General features: G+C 71.4%; 24 protein-coding genes and 1 pseudogene. 12 read left to right on the top strand and 13 right to left on the bottom strand.

What is annotated here, in order from left to right; translation table 11 throughout:
- The 5 genes from HYE82_RS09090 (at nt 1) to HYE82_RS09070 (ending at nt 3134) form a co-directional block, all read left to right on the top strand.
- Nucleotides 1-777: a putative protein N(5)-glutamine methyltransferase gene (locus HYE82_RS09090; RefSeq protein ID WP_256987027.1), complete on the top strand. Its 777-nt coding sequence runs from the start codon at nt 1-3 to the stop codon at nt 775-777.
- A gap of 235 nt (nt 778-1012) precedes the next feature.
- Nucleotides 1013-1573: a hypothetical protein gene (locus tag HYE82_RS09085; RefSeq protein ID WP_256987025.1), complete on the top strand. Its 561-nt coding sequence runs from the start codon at nt 1013-1015 to the stop codon at nt 1571-1573.
- 63 nt (nt 1574-1636) lie between these two features.
- Nucleotides 1637-2065 carry a helix-turn-helix domain-containing protein gene (locus HYE82_RS09080; protein WP_256987024.1) on the top strand — a complete coding sequence of 143 codons (429 nt, stop codon included), beginning with the start codon at nt 1637-1639 and terminating at the stop codon, nt 2063-2065.
- Nucleotides 2066-2090: 25 nt separating this feature from the next.
- Entirely contained in the window at nt 2091-2648 is a 558-nt protein-coding gene (locus tag HYE82_RS09075; protein WP_179173433.1) for a hypothetical protein, read from the top strand.
- A gap of 147 nt (nt 2649-2795) precedes the next feature.
- Nucleotides 2796-3134 (top strand): DUF2516 family protein, encoded by a 339-nt coding sequence (locus HYE82_RS09070; RefSeq protein WP_179173453.1) that lies wholly within the window; start codon nt 2796-2798, stop codon nt 3132-3134.
- 92 nt (nt 3135-3226) lie between these two features.
- On the opposite strand, the gene HYE82_RS09065 is transcribed toward HYE82_RS09070, so the two are convergent.
- The 3 genes from HYE82_RS09065 to HYE82_RS09055 form a co-directional block, all read right to left on the bottom strand.
- Nucleotides 3227-4504 (bottom strand): PP2C family protein-serine/threonine phosphatase, encoded by a 1278-nt coding sequence (locus HYE82_RS09065; protein WP_179173432.1) that lies wholly within the window; start codon nt 4502-4504, stop codon nt 3227-3229.
- Between the two features lie 229 nt (nt 4505-4733).
- Nucleotides 4734-5798 (bottom strand): C40 family peptidase, encoded by a 1065-nt coding sequence (locus HYE82_RS09060; RefSeq protein ID WP_179173431.1) that lies wholly within the window; start codon nt 5796-5798, stop codon nt 4734-4736.
- A gap of 232 nt (nt 5799-6030) precedes the next feature.
- Nucleotides 6031-6756, bottom strand: a complete 726-nt coding sequence (locus HYE82_RS09055; protein ID WP_218782414.1) for a class I SAM-dependent methyltransferase — start codon at nt 6754-6756, stop codon at nt 6031-6033.
- 450 nt (nt 6757-7206) lie between these two features.
- Here HYE82_RS09055 and mshA point away from each other — a divergent pair, with 450 nt between their 5' ends.
- Nucleotides 7207-8505, top strand: a complete 1299-nt coding sequence (gene mshA, locus HYE82_RS09050) for a D-inositol-3-phosphate glycosyltransferase (RefSeq protein ID WP_218782413.1) — start codon at nt 7207-7209, stop codon at nt 8503-8505.
- Nucleotides 8498-9007 carry a YbjN domain-containing protein gene (locus HYE82_RS09045; RefSeq protein ID WP_179173430.1) on the top strand — a complete coding sequence of 170 codons (510 nt, stop codon included), beginning with the start codon at nt 8498-8500 and terminating at the stop codon, nt 9005-9007. Before mshA ends, HYE82_RS09045 begins: the two co-directional genes overlap by 8 nt.
- Nucleotides 9008-9157: 150 nt before the next feature.
- Here HYE82_RS09045 and HYE82_RS09040 read toward each other — a convergent pair whose 3' ends face one another.
- Nucleotides 9158-10453: an MFS transporter gene (locus HYE82_RS09040; protein WP_179173429.1), complete on the bottom strand. Its 1296-nt coding sequence runs from the start codon at nt 10451-10453 to the stop codon at nt 9158-9160.
- 186 nt (nt 10454-10639) lie between these two features.
- On the opposite strand from HYE82_RS09040, the gene HYE82_RS09035 reads away from it, so the two are divergent.
- Nucleotides 10640-11401 carry a phosphoglyceromutase gene (locus HYE82_RS09035; protein ID WP_179173428.1) on the top strand — a complete coding sequence of 254 codons (762 nt, stop codon included), beginning with the start codon at nt 10640-10642 and terminating at the stop codon, nt 11399-11401.
- A gap of 80 nt (nt 11402-11481) precedes the next feature.
- Here HYE82_RS09035 and HYE82_RS09030 read toward each other — a convergent pair whose 3' ends face one another.
- From HYE82_RS09030 to HYE82_RS09005, 6 genes are all read right to left on the bottom strand, one after another.
- Nucleotides 11482-11643 carry a hypothetical protein gene (locus tag HYE82_RS09030; protein WP_256987023.1) on the bottom strand — a complete coding sequence of 54 codons (162 nt, stop codon included), beginning with the start codon at nt 11641-11643 and terminating at the stop codon, nt 11482-11484.
- Between the two features lie 400 nt (nt 11644-12043).
- On the bottom strand, nt 12044-13270 hold the full coding sequence (locus HYE82_RS09025; RefSeq protein ID WP_179173426.1) for a site-specific integrase: 1227 nt from the start codon (nt 13268-13270) through the stop codon (nt 12044-12046).
- A 315-nt stretch (nt 13271-13585) separates the two neighbouring features.
- Complete coding sequence (locus tag HYE82_RS09020; RefSeq protein ID WP_179173425.1) at nt 13586-13807, bottom strand: AlpA family transcriptional regulator; 222 nt, start codon at nt 13805-13807, stop codon at nt 13586-13588.
- A gap of 251 nt (nt 13808-14058) precedes the next feature.
- A complete protein-coding gene (locus tag HYE82_RS09015) occupies nt 14059-15600 on the bottom strand; it encodes an ATP-binding protein (RefSeq protein ID WP_309144245.1) in 1542 nt (513 codons plus the stop codon).
- A gap of 176 nt (nt 15601-15776) precedes the next feature.
- A complete protein-coding gene (locus HYE82_RS09010; RefSeq protein WP_179173423.1) occupies nt 15777-16493 on the bottom strand; it encodes an HNH endonuclease in 717 nt (238 codons plus the stop codon).
- Nucleotides 16490-17347: a hypothetical protein gene (locus HYE82_RS09005; protein WP_179173422.1), complete on the bottom strand. Its 858-nt coding sequence runs from the start codon at nt 17345-17347 to the stop codon at nt 16490-16492. The genes HYE82_RS09010 and HYE82_RS09005 overlap by 4 nt, the downstream gene beginning before the upstream one ends.
- 234 nt (nt 17348-17581) lie before the next feature.
- Between HYE82_RS09005 and HYE82_RS09000 the strand changes: the two genes are divergently transcribed.
- Both HYE82_RS09000 and HYE82_RS08995 read left to right on the top strand, forming a co-directional pair.
- Nucleotides 17582-18340 (top strand): GntR family transcriptional regulator, encoded by a 759-nt coding sequence (locus HYE82_RS09000; protein ID WP_179173421.1) that lies wholly within the window; start codon nt 17582-17584, stop codon nt 18338-18340.
- Nucleotides 18337-18897 carry an ATP-binding protein gene (locus HYE82_RS08995; RefSeq protein ID WP_309144244.1) on the top strand — a complete coding sequence of 187 codons (561 nt, stop codon included), beginning with the start codon at nt 18337-18339 and terminating at the stop codon, nt 18895-18897. The genes HYE82_RS09000 and HYE82_RS08995 overlap by 4 nt, the downstream gene beginning before the upstream one ends.
- A 1319-nt stretch (nt 18898-20216) precedes the next feature.
- On the opposite strand, the pseudogene HYE82_RS37855 reads toward HYE82_RS08995, so the two are convergent.
- The 3 genes and pseudogenes from HYE82_RS37855 to phoU form a co-directional block, all read right to left on the bottom strand.
- Nucleotides 20217-20403, bottom strand: a pseudogene (locus HYE82_RS37855) (DNA primase); the annotation flags it as partial.
- Between the two features lie 496 nt (nt 20404-20899).
- Entirely contained in the window at nt 20900-21049 is a 150-nt protein-coding gene (locus HYE82_RS08990) for a hypothetical protein (RefSeq protein ID WP_179173420.1), read from the bottom strand.
- Between the two features lie 124 nt (nt 21050-21173).
- Nucleotides 21174-21845: a phosphate signaling complex protein PhoU gene (phoU, locus tag HYE82_RS08985; protein WP_179173419.1), complete on the bottom strand. Its 672-nt coding sequence runs from the start codon at nt 21843-21845 to the stop codon at nt 21174-21176.
- A gap of 216 nt (nt 21846-22061) precedes the next feature.
- On the opposite strand from phoU, the gene HYE82_RS08980 reads away from it, so the two are divergent.
- Together HYE82_RS08980 and HYE82_RS08975 are read left to right on the top strand one after the other, a co-directional pair.
- Nucleotides 22062-23285, top strand: a complete 1224-nt coding sequence (locus HYE82_RS08980) for a cell wall metabolism sensor histidine kinase WalK (RefSeq protein WP_179173418.1) — start codon at nt 22062-22064, stop codon at nt 23283-23285.
- A 38-nt stretch (nt 23286-23323) separates the two neighbouring features.
- Complete coding sequence (locus HYE82_RS08975; protein WP_179173417.1) at nt 23324-24004, top strand: response regulator transcription factor; 681 nt, start codon at nt 23324-23326, stop codon at nt 24002-24004.
- The last annotated feature ends 244 nt before the right edge of the window (nt 24005-24248 follow it).

Here is a 24248-nt window from a genome sequence, read left to right as displayed (position 1 = left end):
CTGGACCCGGAGGTGGTCGGGGCCCTGCGCGCGGCGGGCTGTGTCTTCGCGGAGGAGGAGGCGGAGCTGCTCGTGTCGGCCGCCGACGACGCCGCGCACCTGGCGGCCCTGGTGGCCCGCCGGGCGGGTGGCGAACCGCTGGAACACGTCGTCGGCTGGGCGGAGTTCTGCGGGCTGCGCCTGCAGGTGGGGGCGGGGGCCTTCGTGCCGCGCCGCCGGACCGAGTTCCTGGTGTCCGAGGCGGTGGCGGGGGCGCCGGGCCGGCCGGACCGGGTGGTGCTCGACCTGTGCTGCGGTGTGGGCGCGCTCGGCGCGGCGGTCGCGGCCCGGCTGGGCCGCGGTGCGGAACTGCACGCCGCGGACATCGACCCGGCGGCGCTGGCGTACGCGCGGCTCAACGTGGCCCCGTACGGCGGCCGGGTGCACGAGGGCGACCTGTACGGGGCGCTCCCGGGCGGGCTGCGCGGCCGCGTCGACGTGCTGGTGGTCAACGCCCCGTACGTGCCGACCGGGGAGATCCCGCTGCTGCCGGCCGAGGCGCGCGAGCACGAGCCCGCGGTGTCCCTGGACGGCGGCCCGGACGGACTGGACGTCCACCGCCGGGTCGCGGCGGGCGCGCTGCCCTGGCTGGCGCCGGACGGGCGGCTGCTGATCGAGACGAGCGAGCACCAGGCCCCGCTGACGGCCCGGGCACTGGAGGCGGGCGGCCTCACGGTCCGCACGGCCGTGTCGGAGGAGTACCGGGCGACCGTGGTGATCGGCACGCGCCCCGCCTGAGCGTTCCGCCGGAAGTCCGGTCGCGGAACCGAGGGCGGTGGGGGCTGGGCGCGCAGTCCCCCGCGCCCCTGCGGGGCGCGGCATCGCACCGGACCCCACCGAGCCCGCTCGGCAGGTGTGGTGCCTTCTCCCCCGGGCGGGGGAGAAGGCCGGTCCGGCCTCCGCCCGCGGGCGGTGCGGGCAACGGTTCCGCGGGCCGATGTCCGGGCCCGAACCCGCCGCCACGATGGTGTGCATGACGCATCGACAGCCCGCTCCCGCCCCCACCCCGGCCGCCGGGGCGACCCCTGCCCCGGCTGCGGGGGCGCCCCGCTGGGCGGTCCGTGCCGCGCAGGCCATCACGCTGCTCACCCTGCCGTCCGGCATCTGGCGCCTGCTGCTCGCGGCCGGCCTGCTGGCGGGCTACACGGAGGCGGGGTACGTGGCGGCCGGCATCCCGGGATGGGGCCGGGTGTACACGGTCGCCGTCAGCGTGGGGAGCGAGCTGCTGGCGCTGCTCGCGCTCGGGCTGGTCCGCCCCTGGGGCGAGGTGGTCCCGCGCCGCATGCCGTGGCTGGGCGGCCGGCGGGTTCCGGTGCGCGCGGTCACGGTGGTGGCGGCGTCGGCCGCCGCCCTGCTGACCGCCGTGTGGACGCCGTTCGCGCTGTGGTGGATGCTTCCGCACCCGGACATGACGCCGCTCGGCGCCACCCTCGTCGGGTTCCTCTACCTTCCCCTGATCGCCTGGGGTCCGCTGCTGGGCGCGCTCACGCTGGCGTACCACCGCCGGCTCCGCGGGCGGGGCGGCCCGGCCTGACGGGTGGGAGATGTTGCAAGCGGCTGCTTGCAATAGTTAGCGCGGTGGGGCAGGATGCAGAGCATGGCATCGCTCAACGTCGGGAATCTCGGCGAGTTCCTCCGCGAGCAGCGGCGGCAGGCACAGCTCTCGCTGCGGCAGCTGGCCGACGCCGCGGGGGTGTCGAATCCGTACCTGAGCCAGATCGAGCGCGGGCTGCGCAAGCCGAGCGCGGACATCCTGCAGCAGCTCGCCAAGGCGCTGCGCATCTCCGCGGAGACGCTGTACGTGCAGGCCGGGATCCTCGACGAGCGGGACCGGGACGAGGTGGAGACGCGGGCCGCCATACTCGCCGATCCGTCCATCAACAAGCAGCAGAAGCAGGTGCTGCTCCAGATCTACGAGTCGTTCCGCAAGGAGAACGCGGCCGAGGGCGAGACGGCGGCCGCGGCAGCGCCCGCGGCCACCACCGGACCGGCCGGCGCGGACGACGAGAAGCACTCCACGAACTGAACTGTGATCCGGGAGGACCAGCCACATGGCCATCGCCGATGACCTGAAGAAGACCCTCGCCGACCCGACCCCGCTCTACTTCGCCGCCGGCACTGCCGACCTCGCGATGCAGCAGGCGAAGAAGGTGCCCGCCCTCATCGAGCAGCTGCGGGCCGAGGCCCCGGCGCGGTTCGAGGCCGTGAAGAACACCGACCCGAAGGTCGTGCAGCAGAAGGCGCGCGAGGCGCAGGAGGTCGTCACGGCCAAGGTCGCCGAGGTCCTCGGCGCCCTCGACGCGAAGATCGACGCGAAGAAGATCGGCGAGCAGGCGCAGGACCTGGCGCTGCGCGGGGTGGGCGTGGCCGCCGAGTACGCGGTGCGCGCGAAGGAGACCTACGACCGGGTCGCCGAGCACGGCGAGCAGGCGGTGCGGACGTGGCGCGGCGAGGTCTCCGAGGAGATCGTCGACATCGCCGTCGCCGTCGAGCCGCCCCGCGAGAACGCGGAGGGCGAGGACAAGGCCGCCGCCCGGAAGACCACCACGCGCAAGACCCCCGCGAAGAAGGCCGCGGCAGCCGATCAGGGCGATCCGGCCGAGGTGTGAGCCGGCGCAGGCCGGGTCCGCGCAGCGGACGACGGCGGGCCGGGCACCGGCGGGGTGTCCGGCCCGTTGTGAGGGGTGAAGGCCGCTCTGCCGGTAGCGTGGAGGCAGAGGACGTCAGGCGTGCCACGCGAGAAGGCGGTCGAGTCGATGTTGATGAACGGGTTCGATAACGGGGTGCTCCCGTTGCTCGGGTTCGCCATGCTGGCGCTCGCCGTCGTGGCCTTCGTCTTCGCGCTGCTGGCCCGCGAGGACGCGTACCGCGCCGCAGACAAGCAGACCAAGACGTTCTGGCTGGTCATCCTCGGCGTGACCGTGGTGGTGGACTTCTTCCTGGGCATGCTGTTCCTGCAGATCGCCGGCCTCGTGGCGACGATCGTCTTCCTCGTCGACGTCCGGCCCGCCCTCAAGCAGGTCTCGGGCGGCGGCCGACGCAGGGGCGGCAGCAGCAGCGACGGCCCGTACGGGCCGTACAACGGCGGTCGGTAGCGGCAGGCTGCCCGGCTCGCCCCCCGCCCGGCCCGGCCCCGGGGCGGCTGCCGCAGCTGCCGCGCAGGCGGCCGGCCGTTTCCCGGCCGCCCTCAGGGCGTGCTGCGGGAGAGCAGGACCACGGCCACGTCGTCGGTGAGTTCGCCGCCGTTCAGGCGCCGGGCCTCGGTGACGGAGGCCTCCAGCAGGGCCTCGCCGCTCAGTCCGCGCTCCAGGTGCCGGTTGATCATCTCGACCATGCCGTCCTGCCCGAGCCGCTCCTTGCCTTCGCCGACACGGCCCTCGATCAGGCCGTCGGTGTAGAGCATCAGGCTCCAGGCCCCGCCCAGCTCCACCTGGCGGCGGGGCCAGCGGGCCTTGGGCAGCAGGCCGAGCGCGGGCCCGCTGTTCTCGTACGGCAGCAGCCGCGCCGGGCGGCCCGGCCGGGATATCAGCGGCGCCGGATGGCCGGCCAGGCACAGGCCGGCCCGGCGGCCGTCCGGGGAGATGTCCACGGTGCACAGCGTCGCGAAGATCTCCTCACAGGGCCGCTCCACCTCCAGCACCTCCTGGAGGGTGGCCAGCAGGTCGTCCCCGCACAGCCCGGCCAGGGTGAGGGCGCGCCAGGCGATGCGCAGCTCGACGCCGAGGGCGGCCTCGTCCGGGCCGTGGCCGCAGACGTCGCCGATCATCGCGTGGACGGTGCCGTCGGGGGTGCGGACGGTGTCGTAGAAGTCCCCACCGAGGAGGGCGCGGCTGCGGCCGGGCCGGTAGCGGGCGGCGAAGCGGAGGTCGGAGCCCTCCAGGAGCGGGGTGGGGAGCAGGCCGCGCTCCAGGCGGGCGTTCTCCTGGGCCCGCAGTTTCGATTCTGCAAGCTTGTACTGGGCGATGTCCGCCCGCTTCCGCTCCACCGCGTAGCGGATGGCTCGGCTCAGAACCCGGCCGTCCAGCTCGTCGCGGAAGAGGAAGTCCTGCGCGCCCACGCGGACGGCCTCGGCGGCGCGCTCGGCGTCGGCCTCGGCGGTGAGGACCAGGACGGCGTGGCGGGGCGCGATGCGCAGCACCTGGCGCAGGGTGTCGAGCTGGTCGGCCGGGTCGCCGTCCGAGGCGGCGCCCCCTGCGGTGCGGGAGGCCGCGCCGCCGCGCGGGAGGGCCAGGTCCAACAGGATGCAGTGCACGTCCGGGGTGAGCAGGCGGGTGGCCTCGGTGAGGTTGCGGGCCGTGCGCAGCCGGATGCGGTGACGGTCGGCGTCGAGGATCTCCGGAACGGTGAGACCGCCCGCGGGGTCGTCCTCGATCACCAGCAGGGTCAGGGACGCCTGGGGCAGTACGGCCTGGCCACCGCTCTCCGTGGCGGGGGTCTCCCTCTGCCGCGGTACGGGTACGGGCATCGTCTCCGGTTCCTTCCCTCCCCCCGAGGGTGCGCTCGTCCGGGCCGACCCTAGCGGTCCGCGGCGGCCGAGCGGAATGGTGTTCCGCGCCAGGGACAGAGGCATATGCCATATCGCGGGGGAAATTCCGCATCACCGAATGATGAACGTCACGGCGGGGGACGGTCCCGTCCCCGTCGACAGGACGCCGGGGAGGGCGCGGGAGGTTGCCTTCCTGCCGCGCCTCCGGTCACGCGTCGGGGCGGACCACCGCCTTGATCGGCATGGAACCGGCGCCGGCGATCGTGATCTGCCGGCCGGGGCGCGGGGCGTGGACCATCGCGCCGTCGCCGACGTACATGCCGACGTGGCTCGCGTCGTCGAAGTAGATGATCAGGTCGCCGGGCCGCATGTCCTTGACCGCGATCTTCGGCAGCAGCCGCAGCTGCTCCTGCGAGGTGCGCGGGATGCCCCTGCCCGCCGCCCGCCAGGCCTGGGAGGTCAGGCCGGAGCAGTCGAACGAGTCGGGCCCCGTGGCACCCCACAGGTACGGCTTGCCGATCTGCTGCGTGGCGAACTGCACGGCCTTCCTGCCCGCCTCGGTCGCCGAGCCGGTGACCTCCTTGAGGACCCCCGTCGACAGCCAGGCCGTCTGCGCCTTGTACTGCGCTTCCTGCTCCAGCTGGATCAGCCGGGCCTTCTCCTCGGCCTCCAGCTTGTTCTCCAGCTCCTCCGCAGCCTTGATCTTCTCCTCGATCTCCTTCTTCGAGGCCTCCTTCTTGATGCGGTTGGCCTCGAGCTTCTCCCACTCCGCCTTCGCGTCCTTCGCGTACTGCCGGAGGTCGTTCTGGGTGCGGTTCATGTCGGAGAGCAGGTCCGTGGCCGCCTTCTCGCCTCGGCGGATCCGGTCCGTCCCGTCGAGGAACTGGACCGGGCTGCTGCTCAGCGCGAGCCGGGCCCCGGCGGGCAGGCCGCCGGAGCGGTACTGGGCGCGCGCGGCGGCGCCGGCGCGGTTCTTCAGCGAGCCGATCCGCTCCTGGCCGGCGGCGACCTGCTTGGCGATCTCCACGATCCGGTCGGAGTGCGCCTTGGCCTCGCTCTCGGCGAGGTTGTAGGCGTCCGTCGCCGCGCCCGCCTGGCGGTAGAGGCCCTCTATCTCCTTGCGCACCTGTTCCAGGGACTTGACGCCGGGCTCCGGCGCCGGTGCCGCCTGGGCCACGCCGCCCAGCGCCGTCACCGCGAGCAGGGCCGTCGTGCACAGCAGCGTCAGGGCGTGCGCGCCACCGCGCCGCCGCTTCGGCTCCACGGTTCCCATGGTCCCCCCAGGTACCCCGAGTCGGACCCGGTGCCGGACACCCCACCAGATCTGACTATCCATCAGTAACATTGGCCGCTTTCCGGATGGTGCCATGACTCGGCGGATTCCAACACCCTCACGGGCGTACTGCCGATCTTGTCCACCGCGGCAACGGTCCCGACCGGTCCCGCAGACGGTCCCGACGGCTCAACGGGCCGCCCCGGCAGCCGGTTCCCCGCCCGGCGCCGATTCACCCCGCCGGGCGCAGCGCCTCCCAGCGCACCGTCAGTTCCCCCTGACGCCACCGCACCGGACCGTCCGTCAGCGGCCAGTCGGCCGCCAGCGCCCGCGCCGTCCGGATCCAGCGCTGCCGCGCCCCGTACGAGGCGTACGGGGCCGCCGCCGCCCAGGCCCGGTCGAAGTCGCGCAGGAACGCGTGCACCGGCTCCCCCGGCACATTGCGGTGGATCAGCGCCTTGGGCAGCCGCTCCGCCAGATCGGACGGGCGCTCCAGGGAGCCCAGCCGGGTCGCGAACGTCACCGTGCGCGCCCCCTCGGGCCCCAAGGCGACCCACACGTGCCGCCGCCCGATCTCGTCGCACGTCCCCTCGACCAGCAGCCCGTCGGGGGCCAGGCGGGCACACAGCCGCTCCCAGACCGCCGCCACCTGCTCCTCGTCGTACTGGCGCAGCACGTTCGCCGCCCGGATCAGCGCCGGGCGCTCCCCGCCGTCCAGCGGCACCTCGAACCCGCCGTGCCGGAAGCCGAGTCCCTCCCGCTCATACGGCTTCGCCGCCGCGACCCGCGCCGGCTCGATCTCGATGCCGACCACCCGCACCCCCGCGGCCGCCTCCTGCAGCCGCGTCAGCAGCTCGACCGCCGTCCACGGTGCGGCCCCGTAGCCCAGGTCCACCGCGACCGGAGCCTCCGCCCGGTGCAGCGCCGGCCCGTGCACGGCGGCGATCCAGCGGTCCATGCGGCGCAGCCGGTTCGGGTTCGTCGTCCCGCGGGTCACCGTGCCCACGGGGCGCGACCGGCCGCCGGAACCACCGCCGGAACGGCCGGCTCCGGCGGGGCCGCCGGCACGGACGGAGGGCACGGGAGGGCGCTGGGACATGGGCCGAGGGTAAGCGGAGGGCCGCCGCCGGAGGAAAAACCGCCCGAGGGCGGAGGAAAATCACCGGCTCCCGGAATGCGGGGGGCAGCCATCCGGGTTGCACTCCTTGAGGGCGCCGGGTGTGCTCCCTCCGGCATGCCCGCCGAGCAGCCGCCGCAACCCCGCCGTGCCCCCCACGGCGCCGTCCGAGTCGTCCGAGTCGTCCGAGCGAGAGGAACTGCTCCCTTGAGCCAGTACGTGTCCCGCATCGGCGGCAGCATCGGCGGCCGGATCGCCGCCGTCCGCGGCACCCGCCACGACGCGCCCCGCCTGCGCCTGCCCTCCGTGGGCCACCACCGCAAGCCGCGCCGCGTGGCCATGCTCAGCGTGCACACTTCGCCGCTGCACCAGCCCGGCACCGGCGACGCCGGCGGCATGAACGTGTACATCGTCGAGCTGGCCAGGCGCCTCGCCGCGATCAACATAGAGGTCGAGGTCTTCACCCGGGCCACCGAAGGCGGCCTGCCGCCCGTGGTCGAGCTGGCTCCCGGGGTCCTCGTACGGCACGTGGACGCGGGCCCGTACGAGGGCCTCGCCAAGGAGGAGCTCCCCGCCCAGCTGTGCGCCTTCACCCACGGCGTCATGCAGGCCTGGGCCGGCCACCGCCCCGGCTACTACGACCTCGTCCACTCCCACTACTGGCTCTCCGGGCACGTCGGCTGGCTCGCCGCCGAACGCTGGGGCGTCCCCCTCGTCCACGCCATGCACACCATGGCCAAGGTCAAGAACGCGGCCCTGGCCGAGGGCGACACCCCCGAGCCCGCCGCCCGCGTCATCGGCGAGACCCAGATCGTGGCCGCCGCCGACCGGCTCATCGCCAACACCGCCGACGAGGCGGAGGAGCTCGTGCGCCACTACGACGCCGACCCCGCCAAGGTGGCCGTCGTCCACCCCGGCGTGAACCTGGACCGCTTCACCGTCGCCGACGGCCGGGCCGCGGCCCGCGCCCGCCTGGGCCTGCCGCAGGACGCCGTCATCCCGCTGTTCGCCGGGCGGATACAGCCGCTCAAGGCCCCCGACGTGCTGCTCCGCGCGGTCGCCGTGCTCGTGGAGCAGGATCCCGCCCTGCGCCGGCGGCTCTTCGTCCCCGTCGTCGGCGGCCCCAGCGGCAGCGGGCTCGCCAAGCCCGAGGGGCTCCAGAAGCTCGCCGCGAAGCTCGGCATCGCCGACCTGGTGCACTTCCACCCGCCGGTGGCCCAGGACCGGCTCGCCGACTGGTTCCGGGCGGCGTCCGTCCTCGTCATGCCCTCCTACAACGAGTCCTTCGGGCTCGTCGCGATCGAGGCGCAGGCCACCGGCACGCCCGTGCTGGCCGCCGAGGTCGGCGGGCTGCCGGTCGCCGTCAACGACGGGGCGACCGGCATCCTCGTCCCCGGCCACGACCCCGTGGACTACGCCCGTGAGCTGCGGCGATTCGTCGACGAGCCGCAGCTCACCGCCCGCATGGGCGCCCAGGCCGCCCGGCACGCGCAGTTCTTCGGCTGGGACACGGCCGCGAGCGGCACGGCCGACGTGTACACAGCGGCCATGCATGATCACCGCCGTCGCGTACGCTCCCACCATGGCTGACACCGCCGCGATCATCGAGAGCGCGCTGAACGGCGCGGAGCTGAGCTGGGAGAGCCCCCAGCCGGGCACGTACGTCGTCCAGCTCCCGGGCACCCGCAAGCTGTCCACGACCTGCTCCCTCAAGGTGGGCCGGCACTCGCTGTCGGTCAACGCCTTCGTCATCCGCCACCCCGACGAGAACGAGGCCGGCGTCCACCGTTGGCTGCTGGAACGCAACCTCAGGCTGTACGGGCTGGGCTACGCGGTGGACGGCCTCGGCGACATCTACCTGGTCGGCCGGCTCCCGCTGTCCGTGGTGACCCCGGACGAGCTGGACCGGCTGCTGGGCACCGTCCTGGAGGCCGCCGACGGCGCCTTCAACACCCTGCTGGAGCTGGGCTTCGCCGGCGCCATCAAGCGCGAGTACGAGTGGCGGGTCTCACGCGGCGAGCCGACCTTCAACCTGGACGCGTTCCGCCACCTGACCCGCCCCGAGGGCGAGTCCGGCGGGCCGACCGGCTGACGCACCGCGGAACCGACCCGGCGGGACGACCTGCCCGATCGCTCCGCCGGAAGGCCCGTCGTGAAACCGCGGGCCGGCGGGGGCTGGTCGCACAGTGTCCCGCGCCCCTCTGGGGGGGCGCGGGACCGCACCGGGTTTCACCGAGCCGGCTCAGGCCGCCGGGGCGGGGTCCGCAGCCGGTGCCGCCGGTGCCGCCGGGGCCGCCGGGGCGGACTGCTCCTCGGCGGCGGACGCGTCCTCCCGCGGCAGCCCCCGCATCAGCAGCCAGTACCCGAGGGCGGCCACCGTGCCCAGCACCGCGGTCGAGGCCCACAGCCAGTCCGCCCCGTACGTGTCGATCACATGGCCGGCCAGCAGCGGCGCCAGGACCGCCGCCACCGACCAGGACAGGGTGTACACGCCCTGGTAGCGGCCCCGGCCGTGCAGCGGGGAGAGCCGGACGACCAGGCTCATCTGCGTCGGCGAGTTGATGATCTCCGCGACGGTCCACACGCACACCGTCAGCGCGTACACCGCGAGCGATCCGGCGAACGCCGTCATCGCGAACCCGTACCCGGCCAGCAGGGCGGAGGCCACCAGCAGCTTCTGCGGGTCGCGGTGCTCGATGAACCGGGTGACCGGGATCTGCAGCGCGACGATCAGCACGCCGTTCGCGGCGATCGCCAGTCCGTAGTCGGCCGCCGAGAAGCCGGCCTGGGCCATGGCCACGGGCAGTCCGACCGAGGCTTGCATGAACAGCATGGAGATGAGGAAGGACAGCGCCACCACGCCCATGAACCGCCCGTCACGGAGCACCGTCCCGAGCCCGATCTCCTCCTCCGCGGCCTTCCCGGAGCCGGAGGCGTCCCGCTCGGGCCGGGACTCGGGCAGCTTGATCCACACGAGCACCGCGCAGGCCATCGTCAGCGCGGCCTCCACGAGGAAGCCCGCGAGGTAGCTGTACTCGGCGATCAGGCCGGCGGCCACCGAGCTGACCGCGAAGCCGAGGTTGATGGCCCAGTAGTTCAGGGCGAACGCCCGCACCCGGTCCTCCGGGCGGACGATGTCCGCCATCATCGCCTGCACTGCGGGCCGGGAGGCGTTGGAGGTGAAGCCGACCAGCATGGTGCCCGCGGCGATGGCCGCCGGGTGTTCGAGGAAGCCGAGCAGCGCCACCGCGAAGGCGGTGGAGGCCTGGGCGGCGAACAGGGTGGGCCGGCGCCCCAGCCGGTCCGTCATCACCCCGGCGACCAGGGAGGAGACCACGCCGCCGAGCCCGTGCAGGGCGATCACCAGGGCGGCGAAGGAGGCCGAGTAGCCCCACTTCTGGGTGAGGTACAGGGTCATGAAGGTGGCGACGAAGGCCCCGAGCCGGTTGACGAGCGTGCTCGTCCACAGCCACCAGAACGCCCGCGGCAGACCCGACACGCTCTCGTGCACGGCACGTCTCAGACTTCCCACGGACATACGGAATCCCCCCGGTGATGTAAGCAGCCAAACGGCTCCATGCACCCTACGATCAGCGCTGTTCCGAGGCCACCCGATTGACGTGCACCGTCAATCCGCCGCCCCCGACCCCCACTTGGGCACCGCCCCGGACACCGGCCGGAGGGCCCGCGCGTCCCCCGCGGCGCGTCCATTAGTCTCGTACGCATGGCCGACGCACCGTACAAGCTGATCCTGCTCCGCCACGGCGAGAGCGAGTGGAACGCGAAGAACCTGTTCACCGGCTGGGTGGACGTCAATCTCAACGAGAAGGGCGAGAAGGAGGCGGTCCGCGGCGGTGAGCTGCTCAAGGACGCCGGCCTGCTCCCCGACGTGGTCCACACGTCCCTCCAGAAGCGCGCCATCCGCACGGCGCAGCTGGCGCTGGAGGCCGCCGACCGCCACTGGATCCCCGTCCACCGCTCCTGGCGCCTGAACGAGCGCCACTACGGTGCGCTCCAGGGCAAGGACAAGGCCCAGACCCTCGCCGAGTTCGGCGAGGAGCAGTTCATGCTGTGGCGCCGCTCGTACGACACCCCGCCGCCGGCGCTCGAGGACGGCACCGAGTTCTCCCAGTCGGACGACGCGCGCTACGCCTCCATCCCGCCGGAGCTGCGCCCGAAGACGGAGTGCCTGAAGGACGTCGTCCAGCGCATGCTGCCGTACTGGTACGACGGCATCGTCCCGGACCTCCTCGCCGGCCGCACCGTCCTGGTCGCCGCGCACGGCAACTCCCTGCGCGCCCTGGTCAAGCACCTCGACGGCATCTCGGACGCCGACATCGCGGGCCTGAACATCCCGACCGGCATCCCGCTCGCCTACGAGCTCGACGCCGACTTCAAGCCCCTCAACCCGGGCGGCACCTACCTCGACCCGGAGGCCGCCGCGGCCGCCATCGAGGCAGTCAAGAACCAGGGCAAGAAGAAGTAGTCACGCACGAAACAGCCCCCTACCTGCTGTTTTCCAGCGGGTAGGGGGCTTCTCGTTACCCTCGGGCCGTCTGTGGGCCGTCAGGTGCGCCGGACGTGTCGGCTGAAGCGGATCTGCACTGCCACCAGGATCGCCACGGGCAGGGCGGCGGCCGGCGGGACGTCGGTCCACGCGGGGAGGGCTGCTGCACCCGCGCTGATGGCGAGGAACGGCAGTTCACGCAGTGAGATGTCGATGGTCAAACCTGGGCGTGGCACCATGGAAGCTCCAGATGTGCTCGTGGGTCTAAGACAAGAGGTCGTGCAAGCGCAGACGGAAGTGAGAGCCGCCCTGGCCGGGGCGGCTCTCTTTTTGCGCACTGGGGGGACCTTACCCATCGTTCTATCTGGTAGACAAACCCCCAGGTAGGGGCGTCTGGTCTAAAGCTGGTAATTCTTTCCGTGTTGCTTTCCGGGGTGCTTTTCCGGCGAGTGGCAGGGCCTCTGACCTGCTTCTACTTTTTTACTGTTGCAGTCGAAGGTCCTATGTACACGTATCCGTGACGGGAGGCAGGTAGACACCTATGGTCTACCTGCCTGGCCATTGTGGGGAGTCAGCTCGCATTCCTGAGAATTTGCAGGATCGAGAATCTGCAAGCTGTGGCTAGACGGCCTGGTAGAGGGCGGCGACAGCCTTGCGGGTCCGCTCACGGCTGCTTGGCATCAGGTGTGCGTACACGCGGAGGGTCAGGCCGGGATCCGAGTGCCCGAGGTACTCGGCGAGAGCCTTGATGTTCTCCCCGGCGTCCAAGAGGACCGAGGCGTAGAAGTGCCTGAGGGCGTGCATCCCGTGCTCGCGTGCGGATGCGTAGTCGTCACCGTCCTCCGGCTCCGGGATGACGCCGGCCGCCGCCAGGGCGGGCTTCCACACGTCAGGATTCAGAGAGCTCCGCCAAACGTGCCCGCCTTGGGGCCCCGTGAAGATGAGCCGCCGCGTCACCGCCGGTCCGGCGGCCGTCTTCCACGGCAGGGTGATCGCCACCGGCGGGAAGCGCTTCATATGAGCACGGAGCGCCTCGGCAACCGGGCCAGGCAACGGTACGTCCCGCAGCTTCCCACCCTTGGGCGGTGCAAATACGGCCTTGCTCCGGCTCAGCTTGAGTTGTTGGACGACGTGCACCGTCCCCGCCGCGAAGTCGACGCCGTCCACATCGATGCCCAGGATCTCCCCCTGCCGCATCCCGCACCCGGCGCCCAGGTCGACCATGGCGCGGTATCGATCGGGCAACTCTGCGCGGACTGCGAAGACGCGTTCTGCAGGCCACGGCTCCACCCGCCGGACGTCGACGGTCGGCGGCCGGACGGACCGAGCAGCGCACGGATTCCGAGCGAGCAGAGCGTCATCGACTGCCGCGCTCAGTACGCTCCGGACGTTCGAGTAGATGACCCGTGCATACGAGCCCCGGACGCCGGCCGCGTCGAGCTGCTTCACCCAGTCGCGGATGTGGGCGGGCTGGAACGAGCCGAGCGGGCGCGCGCCGATGTACGGGAAGGCGTGCAGCCGCAGCTGCGACTCCATCGAGAACCCGGTGTTCGGGTCCGCGCCGTGGTGGCTGAGCCACTTCTCGGCGTACTGCTGGAAGGTGGTGCGGCTGGCCTGCGGGTCGATGTACGCCCCACGGGACATGTCCGCCTCGATGTGAGCGAGCCACGCCTCGGCGAGGCGCTTCTCGCGGTCGCGGAAGGACTTGGACTTCTCGGTTCCATCGGGGCCGATGTATCGGGCCCGGTAGCGCAGGCCGATGCCGTAACGGTCGGTCTTGACTCGGACGGCCTTGCCGTCAGGGCCGGTCTCGGACTTGTACCAGCGGTCTTGGATGTGGCCAGCCATGGGGGCTGACTCCTCTCGACGGGGTGGGTGTCTGCCGCTCTTCAGGGAGGGCGGTGGCCTTGGGTGGACTGACACGGGCAGGGCATCGGCGGGCCCGTTACGGGAGCGCCTCCCCGCCTCCCTGAAGAGGTGTTTGTGCAGGTCAATGCCGCCGAAGCGGGTCAGGGAGGGGTTCAGGGAGTTCTCCCTGCCTCCCTGACACCTCCCTGGGAGTCAGGGAGGTGTCAGGGGTGCTGTCACGGGTGGCGTCAGGGCGCCTGACACCGCGATTGCCTAGGGGTTTGGGTGTCACGGCGGGCGTGACGGTGTCAGGTGTCAGGCAGCGTCAAGGGCGGTCTGCTGGTCGGCCCAGGCGCGGACGGCGGCGGGGTCGTAGCGGACGTGCCGGCCGACGCGGAAGCCGGGCGGGCCGGTGCGCTTCTTGCGCCAGGCGTAGACGGTCTCCAGGGGGACGGCGAAGAGCGAGGCGATGTCCTCGGGGGTGAGGTAGCGGTCCGGGAGTCCGGCGCGGAGGGTCTCGATCGGGTTGCTGGCCATGGGGCGGGGTGACTCCTCGTGTCCGTCGGTGCGGTGCGTGGAGTGGTGCCGGTGGCCGTCCTAGAGAGTTGGTGTATTTCAGCGTCCGCAGCGTCCCAGCGTCCGCACGGGGCCGTTTACGCAGGTCAGAGCCGGTGAGGGTTGCGGACGCTGAAGCGGACGCTGCGGACGCTGGACGGCTGTAGCGTCCGCAGCGTCTGCCGTGTCCGGGCCGCTCGTTCGCGGCCCGGTCCGGCAGGCTTCCGGCGGTATCAGTGCTGGTCGTGCGCGGTCCGGCCGTGCCCGATCGAGGCTACGTCTGGCCACAGGGGGTCCTGTGGGGGTGTGGACGCTGACTCGTCGGGGGTCTCGGTCCGGGTGAGGACGAGGAGTTTGTGCCGTTGCCGGTCCCGGCTGCGCTGCGTGTCGTCCACGGTGATCCCCACCGTGCGCAGGAGCGGGGCGAGGCGCTTGACCTTCCCGCCGACGCGGGTGGCGTCCTTGGGCCAGGACGGCGGCCGGATGCCGCCCGGCGGCTGGAGCTGCTCCAGGAGCTGGCCCGCGGTACCCGTCCAGGTGCCGCACTGGTCGACCAGGGCCACGACGGCGGACCCGAACGGGTCGCCTTCCAGGGCGTCCCCGGCGACGTTGGCGGAGGTGGCCAGGTAGTCGTCCAGAGTCGTCCAGCCCATGACCTGGTCGACGGCCGCCAGGACGCGGGCGAAGTCGGCCATGCGGGGCAGCGATTCCAGGTGCACGTTCGGCAGGACGGCGAGCACGGTGGCCAGCAGGTCGAAGAGCGACCCGAGGACGGCCGGCCGGACGGTCTCGAAGGCGTGGTCCAACTCTTCCTCGCTGCGCCGTCGTTTGCCGTCGATCAGCTGGAGGTCGAGCATCAGGAGCCGTTCGGCGAGGTCCCCGGCGATGGCTCCGGCGTCGATGGTGGTCATGGCCAGCACTCGGCGGAAGGACAGCACCACCACGTCGTCGTCGGTGTACAGGGCGCGGTCCACGATGCCGTCGCCGGTGACGGCCTTGCACAGGGTGTCGGACAGCCACTGGGGGATGGCCGAGACGTTGTCCAGGCACAGGGCCCAGGAGTTGAATGCCTGGGTGGACCAGGCCTTGGTGTCCCGCGGCTGCGACCGCTTGGAAGCGGGGGTGGGGTCGACCAGGTTGACGATCATCTGGGCGGCCTTGGACTTGCCGGTGCCCTGCTCGCCCTTGCAGGTGAGGACCGGGTGGGGGATGGTCGGCATCCACGCCGCGACCAGCCAGGCGACCAGCTGGCGGAACATCGGCTCGTCCATGTTGAGGAGCCCGTGCAGCATGGTCAGCCCGTCGCCCTCCCGGACCGGGGCGGGCATGGGCGCCATGGCCCCGGAGCGGCGGAACAGCACCGGGGAGCGGTCCGTGACGGCCCACCCGGCGGCCGAGACGGTCACCACGCGGCCGTCGGCGGCGCCCAGGTCGACCACGATGGTCCCGGCGTCGTCGTGCCCGACCCGCAGGTGCACCGGCACCGGGTCCTCCGACTCGGCGATGCCCTCCAGCACGGTCATCGCGTCGGCGAGCGCGGACTGAGAGGCCACGTCCCCGTCGAAGGTGTCGGCGTACAGGCGGGCCAGACGCTGGCGGAGTCCGGACCGGCCACGCAGCGGCAGGACCACGTTCGGTCCGTCCAGCGCGACGGCGTACGGGCGGCCGTCGGTGGAGTTCACGAACCGGTACCGCTCCCGCGCGAGCGCGACCAGCCGCACCGCCGCCGAAGGCTTTTTCCCGCCCTCCTCGGCCGGCGGGACGGTCTTACTCACGGCCCGCCGCCCCGTGCTCACGCCCGGTCCGTCGCCGCTCACGGCGGCCCTTCCGGTGTTCACGCCGGGCGTGCCCGCGCTCACGGTGGACCGGTCGGTGCTCACGGTCGATCGGTCGGCCGACTGTCCGGGGGCGATCGGTCGGGCGTGGCCGTTCACGACAGAAGGTGCGGTGTTCACGCCGACTCCTTTCGGTCCATCGGGGCGAGGGTGTGTGCCGGTCCGCACAGGCGAGTCCCCGTCCGACTTCCGGCTCCCCGGGTGGCGCCTGAGCTGTGGTGGACGGTCCGGTGAACATCTCCGTGAACGCGGTGAACACCGCCGTGAGTTTTTGACCCACTCACGTGAGTGGCTAAGGCCGGGTGGACGGTCGACTGTCCACCTGCGGCGGACGCGTGGCTGTCGGTGGACTGGCGGGCGTGCGCGAGTCGGGCCAACAGCCGCCAGTCGACAGCCGTGAACACGTCGGTGAACGGGTCGGTGGACCGGTGAACGTCCACCCGATCCACCTCGGATCCACCTGACCCAACGTGCCGGTTCGCTGACGGCGAGTCGGCCGACCGACCCGAGGGGGACGGCGGGGGCGCGTGGACGGGGATCGGGTGGACGGTCGGGGCGTCCACCGTGTTCACCGACCGCAGCACCAGCAGCGCCAGCAGGAGCGACAGCCGGTCGCCCTTCGCGGTGTTGCACGGCCGGCAGGCCAGTACGAGGTGGTTGGCCGACCAGGTGCGCAGCAGACTGATCGGCACGACGTGGTCGAGCGTCGCGTGCTGCAGGTTGGGGAACGGCGTGTGGCAGTAGGTGCAGCGGGCCCCGTCGCGCCGGGCGAGGGTGAGCTTCCTCGCCCGGCGACGGGCCGCGTTCAGGTGCGGCCGGTCGTGCAGACTCATGCGGCGAGCTCCATGGCGCGCTCGCGGCCGTGGAGCTGGGCCAAGGCGTGCAACCGGCTCTCCGGGCAGTCCGAGACGACCGGGCCGTAGAACGTCTCGCCCGTGGCCGGGGTGACGATCAGCGGAGCCGACCGCTCGTACATGAAGTGGACGCGGCCGAAGGCAATCCGGTGCGCGAACAGGCGCCGCTGGTAGTCGGGCATGACCGACTTCATCTCGCGACGAGCCGCCTTCTCCTCCGGCGTCAGCGGCAGATTGGTGACCTTGCTGCCCTCAATGACGACCTGCGGGTTGACCTCGCGGTTCAACTGTGTGCCCAGCCACACCAGACGGTCGGCGGGAAGCGTTGCGGCGACCTCGGCCACGATGGCGTTGAGCTCCTTCACCGGAGTCGGGTCGGCCAGCGCCTGTGCATGAAGGCGCCGCGGCAACCGGTCCTCACCCGCCAGGTAGAGGCACACGGCGTACTCGGCCGTGTTCATCAGCCTGGCTTCGGCGTTGGTGAACCAGGAGTCGACGGTCAGCCGGTGGGCCAGCTCCCAGCACCGGGCCACCGACTCATCGGTCATCGGCTCCAGGTGCACGAAGTCGCGCATGAGCTCCAACACCCACTCCACGCCGTTGCTCGCGACCGCGTCCGCGACGGACCGGCGGTGATCACTCAGAGTCGCCCCCATCCGCTTGTCCGCCCACGTCTCCAGCAGGACACAGGCCGTCTGCGCCCGGTTCAGCTCCACGTGGCCGACCGGCACCCGCGGGTACGCCTCACCGGGAAGGCGGCGGTCCCGCACCTCGAACTCGGCGGGCTGGATCTCGACCTGTAAGGCCAGGCTGGGCAGGGTTGCATGCATCATGGATGTGCCCCTTTGCGGGTAGGGGAGCGGCTGACTGCTTGGCGGTAGGGAGCCGCTCCCTGCTTGGAGCCCTGGCTTTGACCAGGGCTTTTGTGCGTCAGTACCCATGGCAGTACGCCGCTCTCCGATCGATCGATCCGATCGGCGGGCACATCCCTAAGGTTCCCTAGGGCGCCTTAGGGTGTCAAGCGGTACGCTAGGGAAGGCATCCACTGACACAAGGGAGCTGACGTGATGTCGGATCAGGCCGACAACCGAGCGCCGTACGCCCAGATCGCCGCCCACTACACGGAATTGATCGCGTCCGGCGAGTTGCGGCCGGGCTCACTTCTGCCGAGCATCAAGAACCTTGCGCAGGAGTGGCACGTCAGCACGGCGACCGCCGAAAAGGCTCTGCGGAAGCTGCGTAGCGAAGGGCTCGTCAGGGGCATTCACGGCATCGGGACCGAGGTGCTGGACCGTCCCTCCCCGATGTCTTCGGGAGCCCAGCGTCAGGACCGGGGGCGCCGTAGCGGGTCGAGCTGGGGATCGGGCGAACGGTCTGACTCTCACCAGGCGTCGGTGGTACCGGCGCCGGCCGACGTGGCCCAGGCCCTGGACATGGAGCCCGGTTCGGATGTGATCCGCCGCCGCCGTGTGTACCGCGACAGGCACGGCATCGTGGCGCACTCCACGTCGTGGATCCCTGTCCGATACGGGAAGCTGGTCCCCCAACTGGCGGAGAGCGAGCGCCTGACCGGCGGGACGTCGCTACAGCTCATCGCCCAGGCCACGGGTCGGCCGATCACCCACCGGATCGACAGTGCGTCGGCGCGGCTGCTGACGCCGACGGATGCGGAGCTCCTGGAACTGGACCCTGCGAACCCTCCTGCCGATCCGGTCGTCGTCATGACGGCGAAGTTTGTCGACAACGCGGGCAACGTCGTGGAGTACGGCGTCGACCTCGGAGGCCCCGGCCGGACGTGGCGCACGGAATCGGAGGTCACGCAGTGACGGCCGACTCCGCTCCGCGGCCGTTCTGCATCCTGATGGCAGGCCTTCCCGGCTCGGGCAAGACGACGCTGTCACGCGCCTTCACAGATCGCGGATTCAGCAGGCTGTGCCCGGATGAGGAGATGTTCCGCCGGCACGGCGTCTACGGCGTCGACTTCCCCCGGGGCACCTTCCCGGCCCTGGAACGTCCGGTGCTCGAAGAGACCTCTGTAGAGCTCCGCGAGCGGCTCCAGGCGGGGTGCAACGTGGTGGTCGACCATGGCTTCTGGACCCCGGACGACCGCGCTCGATGGCGATCGATCGCCACGGACGCCGGCGCGGTGGCCGTGCTCGTCTACCTGGAGGCGAGCCACGAAGAACTCTGGTCCCGCGTGAGCAAGCGAAACGCGCAGCACGAAGCCGATCCAAACTCGATCTACTTCTCCGAAAGCGACCTGGCCCGCTATCGAACAAGGTTCGTCCCCCCGGGGCCGGACGAACCCCACCTCGTCTACAGCGGTGACCCCGATTCGGTGCTGAAGGCCCTGGAAGAGGTAGGGCTGAGCTTCGGGTGCTAGACGCTAGATGCCTGGTCAGGGTGCCTGCGGGCTGCTAGTGGCACTGCTAGACCTAGCAAGGGGAGGTGCTAGGTCTAGCACGCCGTCACGCCCACCGTGACGCGGAGGCACGCAGGTCAGCGGCATCGTCCCACCCGGAAGGCAGGGCGGCGTCACGGCCGTGACGGCATGGTGTGACGGCATTGTTCGGGGCGACCTTCGGCCGCGCGACTCTTGGCAGATCGTTTCGCTCGGATCATCCCCTACCGCCTACCTGATGCTCCTGACGCGTCGCTCCTGGGTGCCATGGTCGAGGGCCCGCGTCTTGTAGTGCTCCGAAAGTCTCTACGGAGCGAGATCGCCTGAGCATCAAAAGGGTGATGTTCGTGGTGAGTTGGCTCAGGAGTGAACGATTCGCCGCAAACCAGACGTGCTCTCCTCGTACCCGGTTGGCAGCCGATCTGGGGTGTCGACCAGGCCATCACGCGACGAGACCTGGGAGATCGTCAATGGGAACGAGCACACCTAACGCAAGGCAGCCTTTGGCGGAGGCGCTTGCGCAAGTTCACACGCCTGACTCATTCGCCAGGGCTCTCAGTTCGGGAGTCCTCCGCGACGCGATCCAGAAGTTTGAGGAAGGAGAGACTGAGAGCGTGGAGTTCAACGCCAAGATCATCGTCTCTCCCCAAGAGGTCGCTGCGCGCCGCCCTCCCCGTGGCGAGTGCTGGTGCCTATGCATTGGCGGCTGGTGTATCTGCATCTGCAAGATCGAGCTGTAGCGTTCTCGGTCTGCGACGCTTGAGACCTGGCGTGTCTGGCATCCCTCGCCTGACGCCCCTGCCCCCAGGCGCTCGCCCCTATGACCGGTGGCGGCGGATGATCGAGCGGCTGCCGGTGCGGTGTACGTCCGTAGTCGGCCAGGACTCCAGAAGGAGCCTGACCTGCGACAACACTCCTGATTGAGAGTGGACGCTGCGGACGCTGCGGACTCTGGCGGACGCTAAACAAATTGTTTAGCGTCCGCAGTGTTTGCGCAGGCCAGCTCATACAGGCAGACCCTCGCGGACGCTGCGGACGCTGCTTTCCCTTAACTCTCTAGGACGAGAGTCTCCCTCATGCCCCAAGACGGGTTTCTCGTGTGGATGGTTGGTCAGAGAGGCTCTTAGCTGGGGGCGCCGCGCCGGAACAGCAAGAAGAGCACGCCCCGCGCCGGGTGCTCCTCTTGCTTGTTGTGCGGGGCGCGGCCGTGGCGGCACTCGTGTGTCTTCCTGACCACCTTTCGACCACCTCTCGTGTCCTGCGGTTGGTCGGGCCTTCCAAGCGGGGATGGGGGTGGGTGCTCATGCCGTCTCCTGGGGCCGGGCCTGACGAATGGAGCTGTCCAGGGCGTTGCGAATCGTGGCGGGGCACTCGGCAGCGGTGAGTCCCCGCGTCTCCCCCTGCTTGGAAGGCCTCCTCTACCTTGTGGCGGGGGATGTCGCCCCATGCGACGAAGCGCCCCACCTTGAAGGCGCTGCGGTTGAGGGTGTTGTCCGCCTGCTTCGGCGGCGCGGTGCGGACCACATCGCATCCCACTCCAGCGCCGCGGCCGGATGAGAAAAGACCACCCGGCCGCGGCGCGGGGTGGTCTCTTCAAGCACGGCCAGCGAGCGGCGGAGCGTGGCGGTCGCCCCCCAGCTAAGAGTCTCGGTAGCTCCACTGCCCAGTAGCCGCCGGCCGGGCGGAAGCACCTGAGGGAGAGGCGCCCGAGAATCGTCCGCCCGAAGGGCGGTCCTTCCTGCTCTTCCTGCTTGTACGCGCTACGCGGCCGGGCCGTCTGTGGGCCGTCGAAGGGCCGCTGACGGTGACCAACAACGACCAATGACGACCCCTCCGCCGGGGCTCGACCGCTGGTCACTGGTCGTTCGCTCAGGTCGCCAAAGGCGCCATCAAGAACCAGGGCAAGAAGAAGTAGCGCGGCACGTGTGAAGGGCCCCGTCCTGCGGACGGGGCCCTTCACGGTGCGTGGGCCGGGTGCGGCGGGTCAGCCGCCGCACTGGCAGGGCGCGCCGGACTGGCAGCCGCAGCCGCAGCCCGAGCCGCAGCCGCATGCCGCGAGCAGGGGCAGGCGCAGCGGCTCCGGCTTGGGAAGCTGCTCCTGCTCCGGCGTGACGGGGACGGGGGAATCTGGCATGGATCCTCCTCGGAGGCGGGGTACGGGCTGGCGGTCGTACGTGCCTTCGCCCTCATTCATGCCCAGCGGCACCGGCGCGTCAACGGCGCATCGGGGCTCAGCGCCCCGGCCCCCGGCCGCCCGCTCACACGGGCTCGACCGGCGGCTGCAGCTCGTCGGCGTACTCGCCCGTCACCAGGTACACCACACGCTTGGCCACCGATACCGCGTGGTCGGCGAAGCGCTCGTAGTACCGGCCCAGCAGGGTCACGTCCACCGCGGTCTCGATGCCGTGCTTCCAGCGGTCGTCCATCAGGTGCTGGAACAGCGTGCGGTGCAGCTGGTCCATCTCGTCGTCGTCCGTCTCCAACTGCATCGCCAGGTCGACGTCCTTGGTGATGATGACCTCGGCCGCCTTGGCCATCAGCCGCTGGGCGAGCTGCCCCATCTCCAGGATGGTGGCGTGCAGGTCCCGCGGCACCGCCGACTCCGGGAAGCGCAGCCGCGCCAGCTTCGCGACGTGCTGCGCCAGGTCGCCCGAGCGCTCCAGGTCGGCGCTCATGCGCAGCGAGGTCACCACGATCCGCAGGTCGGTCGCGACCGGCTGCTGGCGGGCCAGCAGGGCGATGGCACGGGCTTCGAGGTCGTGCTGGAGGTCGTCGACCTTCTGGTCGGCGGCGATGACGCTCTCGGCGAGCTTCAGGTCGGCGTCGAGCATGGACGTCGTGGCCCGCCCGATCGCGGAACCGACCAGCCGGGCCATCTCGACCAGGCTCTCCCCGATCGAATCCAGTTCCTCGTGGTACGCGTCACGCATGGGTGTCCCTCTCTTGGCCTACTGCGCTGCTGCCCCTGGCACGGGCGGGTGGGTGCGGCCTCATGTCCCACGTTGACACGTTCGGCCGCAAACGCGTCCGACTCCGGCATCCCAAGTGAATCAACCCCGTCGTCACGGTGAACTCTGGGCGACGACTGTTCGAGGCGCCACCCGAACGGCTGTGGAAGTGCCATTGCGCCTGCTTAACCTGGATGCATGGACGTGAACGCGGCGGTCGCCGCAGCTGCAGCGATCGCCGGTGCCTGCACCGGTGTGGTCGCGACGCTGGCGTTCCGCTGGAGTGAGCGTGACCAGGCCCGCCCCACCCGGAGCTCCATGCGCCCGGACATCAACGCGGTGCTCCCGCCCGGAGTCGACACCGTACTGTCCGTCCTCCGCTCCTCCGCCGTCGTCCTCGACGAGGGTGACGCGGTGGTCAAGGCCAGCTCGGCGGCGTACGCCCTCGGGCTCGTCCGCGGCGGCAAGCTGGCCGTCGAGCCCATGCTCCACATGGCCCGCGACACCCGCCGGGACGGGGAGATACGGCAGGTCGAGCTCGACCTGCCCCGGCGCGGCACCGGCCGCGGCGAGGCCCTCGCGGTCTCGGCGCGCGTCGCCCCGCTCGGCTCCAGGCTCGTGCTGCTGCTGGTCGAGGACCTCACCGAGGCCCGCCGCATCGAGGCCGTACGGCGCGACTTCGTCGCGAACGTGTCGCACGAGCTGAAGACGCCGGTGGGCGCGATCTCGCTGCTGTCCGAGGCCGTCATGGACGCCGCGGACGACCCCGAGGCGGTCAGCCGCTTCGCCGGGCGCATGCAGATCGAGGCCACCCGGCTGATCAACCTCGTCCAGGAGCTCATCGACCTCTCGCGCGTGCAGAACGACGAACTGCTGGAGGACGCCGAGCCGGTCCGCGTGGACACGCTCGTGGCGGAGGCGATGGACCGCTGCCGCCACACGGCGTCCGCCAAGCAGATCACCATGGCGGCGGGCGGTACCTCCGACCTGTTCGTCTGGGGACACCGCGGCCAGCTCGCGGCGGCCCTGGGCAACCTCGTCGAGAACGCCGTCAACTACAGCCCGGCACGCACCCGCGTCGGCATCGCCGCCCGCAAGGTGGCGGCGCCCGGCGGCGACATGATCGAGGTGGCCGTGACCGACCAGGGAATCGGCATCCCGGAGAAGGACCGCGAGCGGATCTTCGAGCGCTTCTACCGCGTGGACCCGGCCCGCTCCCGCGCCACCGGCGGGACGGGGCTCGGCCTCGCGATCGTGAAGCACGTCGCGGCCTCCCACGGCGGCGAGGTGTCCGTGTGGAGCTCGGAGGGCCAGGGCTCCACGTTCACCCTGCGGCTGCCCGAGGCCGCCGCACCGTCGTCCCACCACGGTTCGTCCGCCGGCCGGGCCGCCCCCGCCCCCGGTCACCCGACCCCAGCTTGAACCAGAGAACCAGCCATCCCAGCCCCGGAGGTCCTTCCGTGACCCGTGTGCTCGTCGTCGAGGATGAGGAATCCTTCAGCGACGCCCTGTCCTACATGCTCCGCAAGGAGGGCTTCGAGGTCGCCATTGCGGCGACGGGGCCCGACGGGCTCGACGAGTTCGAGCGCAACGGCGCCGACCTCGTCCTCCTCGACCTGATGCTCCCGGGCCTGCCGGGCACGGAGGTCTGCCGCCAGCTGCGAGGCCGCTCCAACGTCCCCGTGATCATGGTGACCGCCAAGGACAGCGAGATCGACAAGGTCGTCGGGCTGGAAATAGGAGCCGACGACTACGTGACCAAGCCCTTCTCCTCGCGGGAGCTGGTCGCCCGCATCCGCGCGGTCCTGCGCCGCCGCGGAGAGCCGGAGGAGGTCGCCCCGGCCGCGCTGGAGGCCGGCCCGGTGCGCATGGACGTCGACCGGCACGTCGTCACCGTCGCCGGCGCCAAGGTGGACCTCCCGTTGAAGGAGTTCGACCTGCTGGAGATGCTGCTGCGCAACGCGGGGCGGGTCCTGACCCGCATGCAGCTGATCGACCGGGTGTGGGGCGCGGACTACGTCGGCGACACCAAGACCCTCGACGTGCACGTCAAGCGGCTGCGCGCCAAGATCGAGCCCGACCCGGGCGCCCCGCGCTACCTGGTCACCGTCCGAGGCCTCGGCTACAAGTTCGAGCCGTAAAGCAAACCTCCGGGCCTCGGCCACGGGACAACGGAAGGGCCCCGTCCGCAGCAGCAGCAGCGGACGGGGCCCTTCCCGTTCGTACGGGGTGCTCGGCGCGTCAGTGGCCGGCAGCGCGCGACGCCGAGGCCGACGGCGACGGGGACGTACCCGCGGCCGGGGAGCCCGAGGCGGCGCCCGACGGGGTGGCGGCGGGGGAACCGGACGGCGAACCGGACGGGGCGGCGGCCGGGGAGCCCGACGG

Source organism: Streptomyces sp. BR123, assembly GCF_013401435.1.
Classification (GTDB): domain Bacteria; phylum Actinomycetota; class Actinomycetes; order Streptomycetales; family Streptomycetaceae; genus Streptomyces.
Note: the sequence above shows the minus strand (reverse complement) of the source record. Positions and strands in the feature narration are given on the sequence as shown.

Coding starts and splice junctions, on each gene's coding strand:
- HYE82_RS09085 (WP_256987025.1), top strand. CDS start 1,013: ATGACGCATCGACAGCCCGCTCCCGCCCCCACCCCGGCCGCCGGGGCG.
- HYE82_RS09080 (WP_256987024.1), top strand. CDS start 1,637: ATGGCATCGCTCAACGTCGGGAATCTCGGCGAGTTCCTCCGCGAGCAG.
- HYE82_RS09075 (WP_179173433.1), top strand. CDS start 2,091: ATGGCCATCGCCGATGACCTGAAGAAGACCCTCGCCGACCCGACCCCG.
- HYE82_RS09070 (WP_179173453.1), top strand. CDS start 2,796: ATGTTGATGAACGGGTTCGATAACGGGGTGCTCCCGTTGCTCGGGTTC.
- HYE82_RS09065 (WP_179173432.1), bottom strand. CDS start 4,504: ATGCCCGTACCCGTACCGCGGCAGAGGGAGACCCCCGCCACGGAGAGC.
- HYE82_RS09060 (WP_179173431.1), bottom strand. CDS start 5,798: ATGGGAACCGTGGAGCCGAAGCGGCGGCGCGGTGGCGCGCACGCCCTG.
- HYE82_RS09055 (WP_218782414.1), bottom strand. CDS start 6,756: ATGGACCGCTGGATCGCCGCCGTGCACGGGCCGGCGCTGCACCGGGCG.
- HYE82_RS09045 (WP_179173430.1), top strand. CDS start 8,498: ATGGCTGACACCGCCGCGATCATCGAGAGCGCGCTGAACGGCGCGGAG.
- HYE82_RS09040 (WP_179173429.1), bottom strand. CDS start 10,453: ATGTCCGTGGGAAGTCTGAGACGTGCCGTGCACGAGAGCGTGTCGGGT.
- HYE82_RS09035 (WP_179173428.1), top strand. CDS start 10,640: ATGGCCGACGCACCGTACAAGCTGATCCTGCTCCGCCACGGCGAGAGC.
- HYE82_RS09025 (WP_179173426.1), bottom strand. CDS start 13,270: ATGGCTGGCCACATCCAAGACCGCTGGTACAAGTCCGAGACCGGCCCT.
- HYE82_RS09020 (WP_179173425.1), bottom strand. CDS start 13,807: ATGGCCAGCAACCCGATCGAGACCCTCCGCGCCGGACTCCCGGACCGC.
- HYE82_RS09010 (WP_179173423.1), bottom strand. CDS start 16,493: ATGAGTCTGCACGACCGGCCGCACCTGAACGCGGCCCGTCGCCGGGCG.
- HYE82_RS09005 (WP_179173422.1), bottom strand. CDS start 17,347: ATGATGCATGCAACCCTGCCCAGCCTGGCCTTACAGGTCGAGATCCAG.
- HYE82_RS09000 (WP_179173421.1), top strand. CDS start 17,582: ATGTCGGATCAGGCCGACAACCGAGCGCCGTACGCCCAGATCGCCGCC.
- HYE82_RS08990 (WP_179173420.1), bottom strand. CDS start 21,049: ATGCCAGATTCCCCCGTCCCCGTCACGCCGGAGCAGGAGCAGCTTCCC.
- phoU (WP_179173419.1), bottom strand. CDS start 21,845: ATGCGTGACGCGTACCACGAGGAACTGGATTCGATCGGGGAGAGCCTG.
- HYE82_RS08980 (WP_179173418.1), top strand. CDS start 22,062: ATGGACGTGAACGCGGCGGTCGCCGCAGCTGCAGCGATCGCCGGTGCC.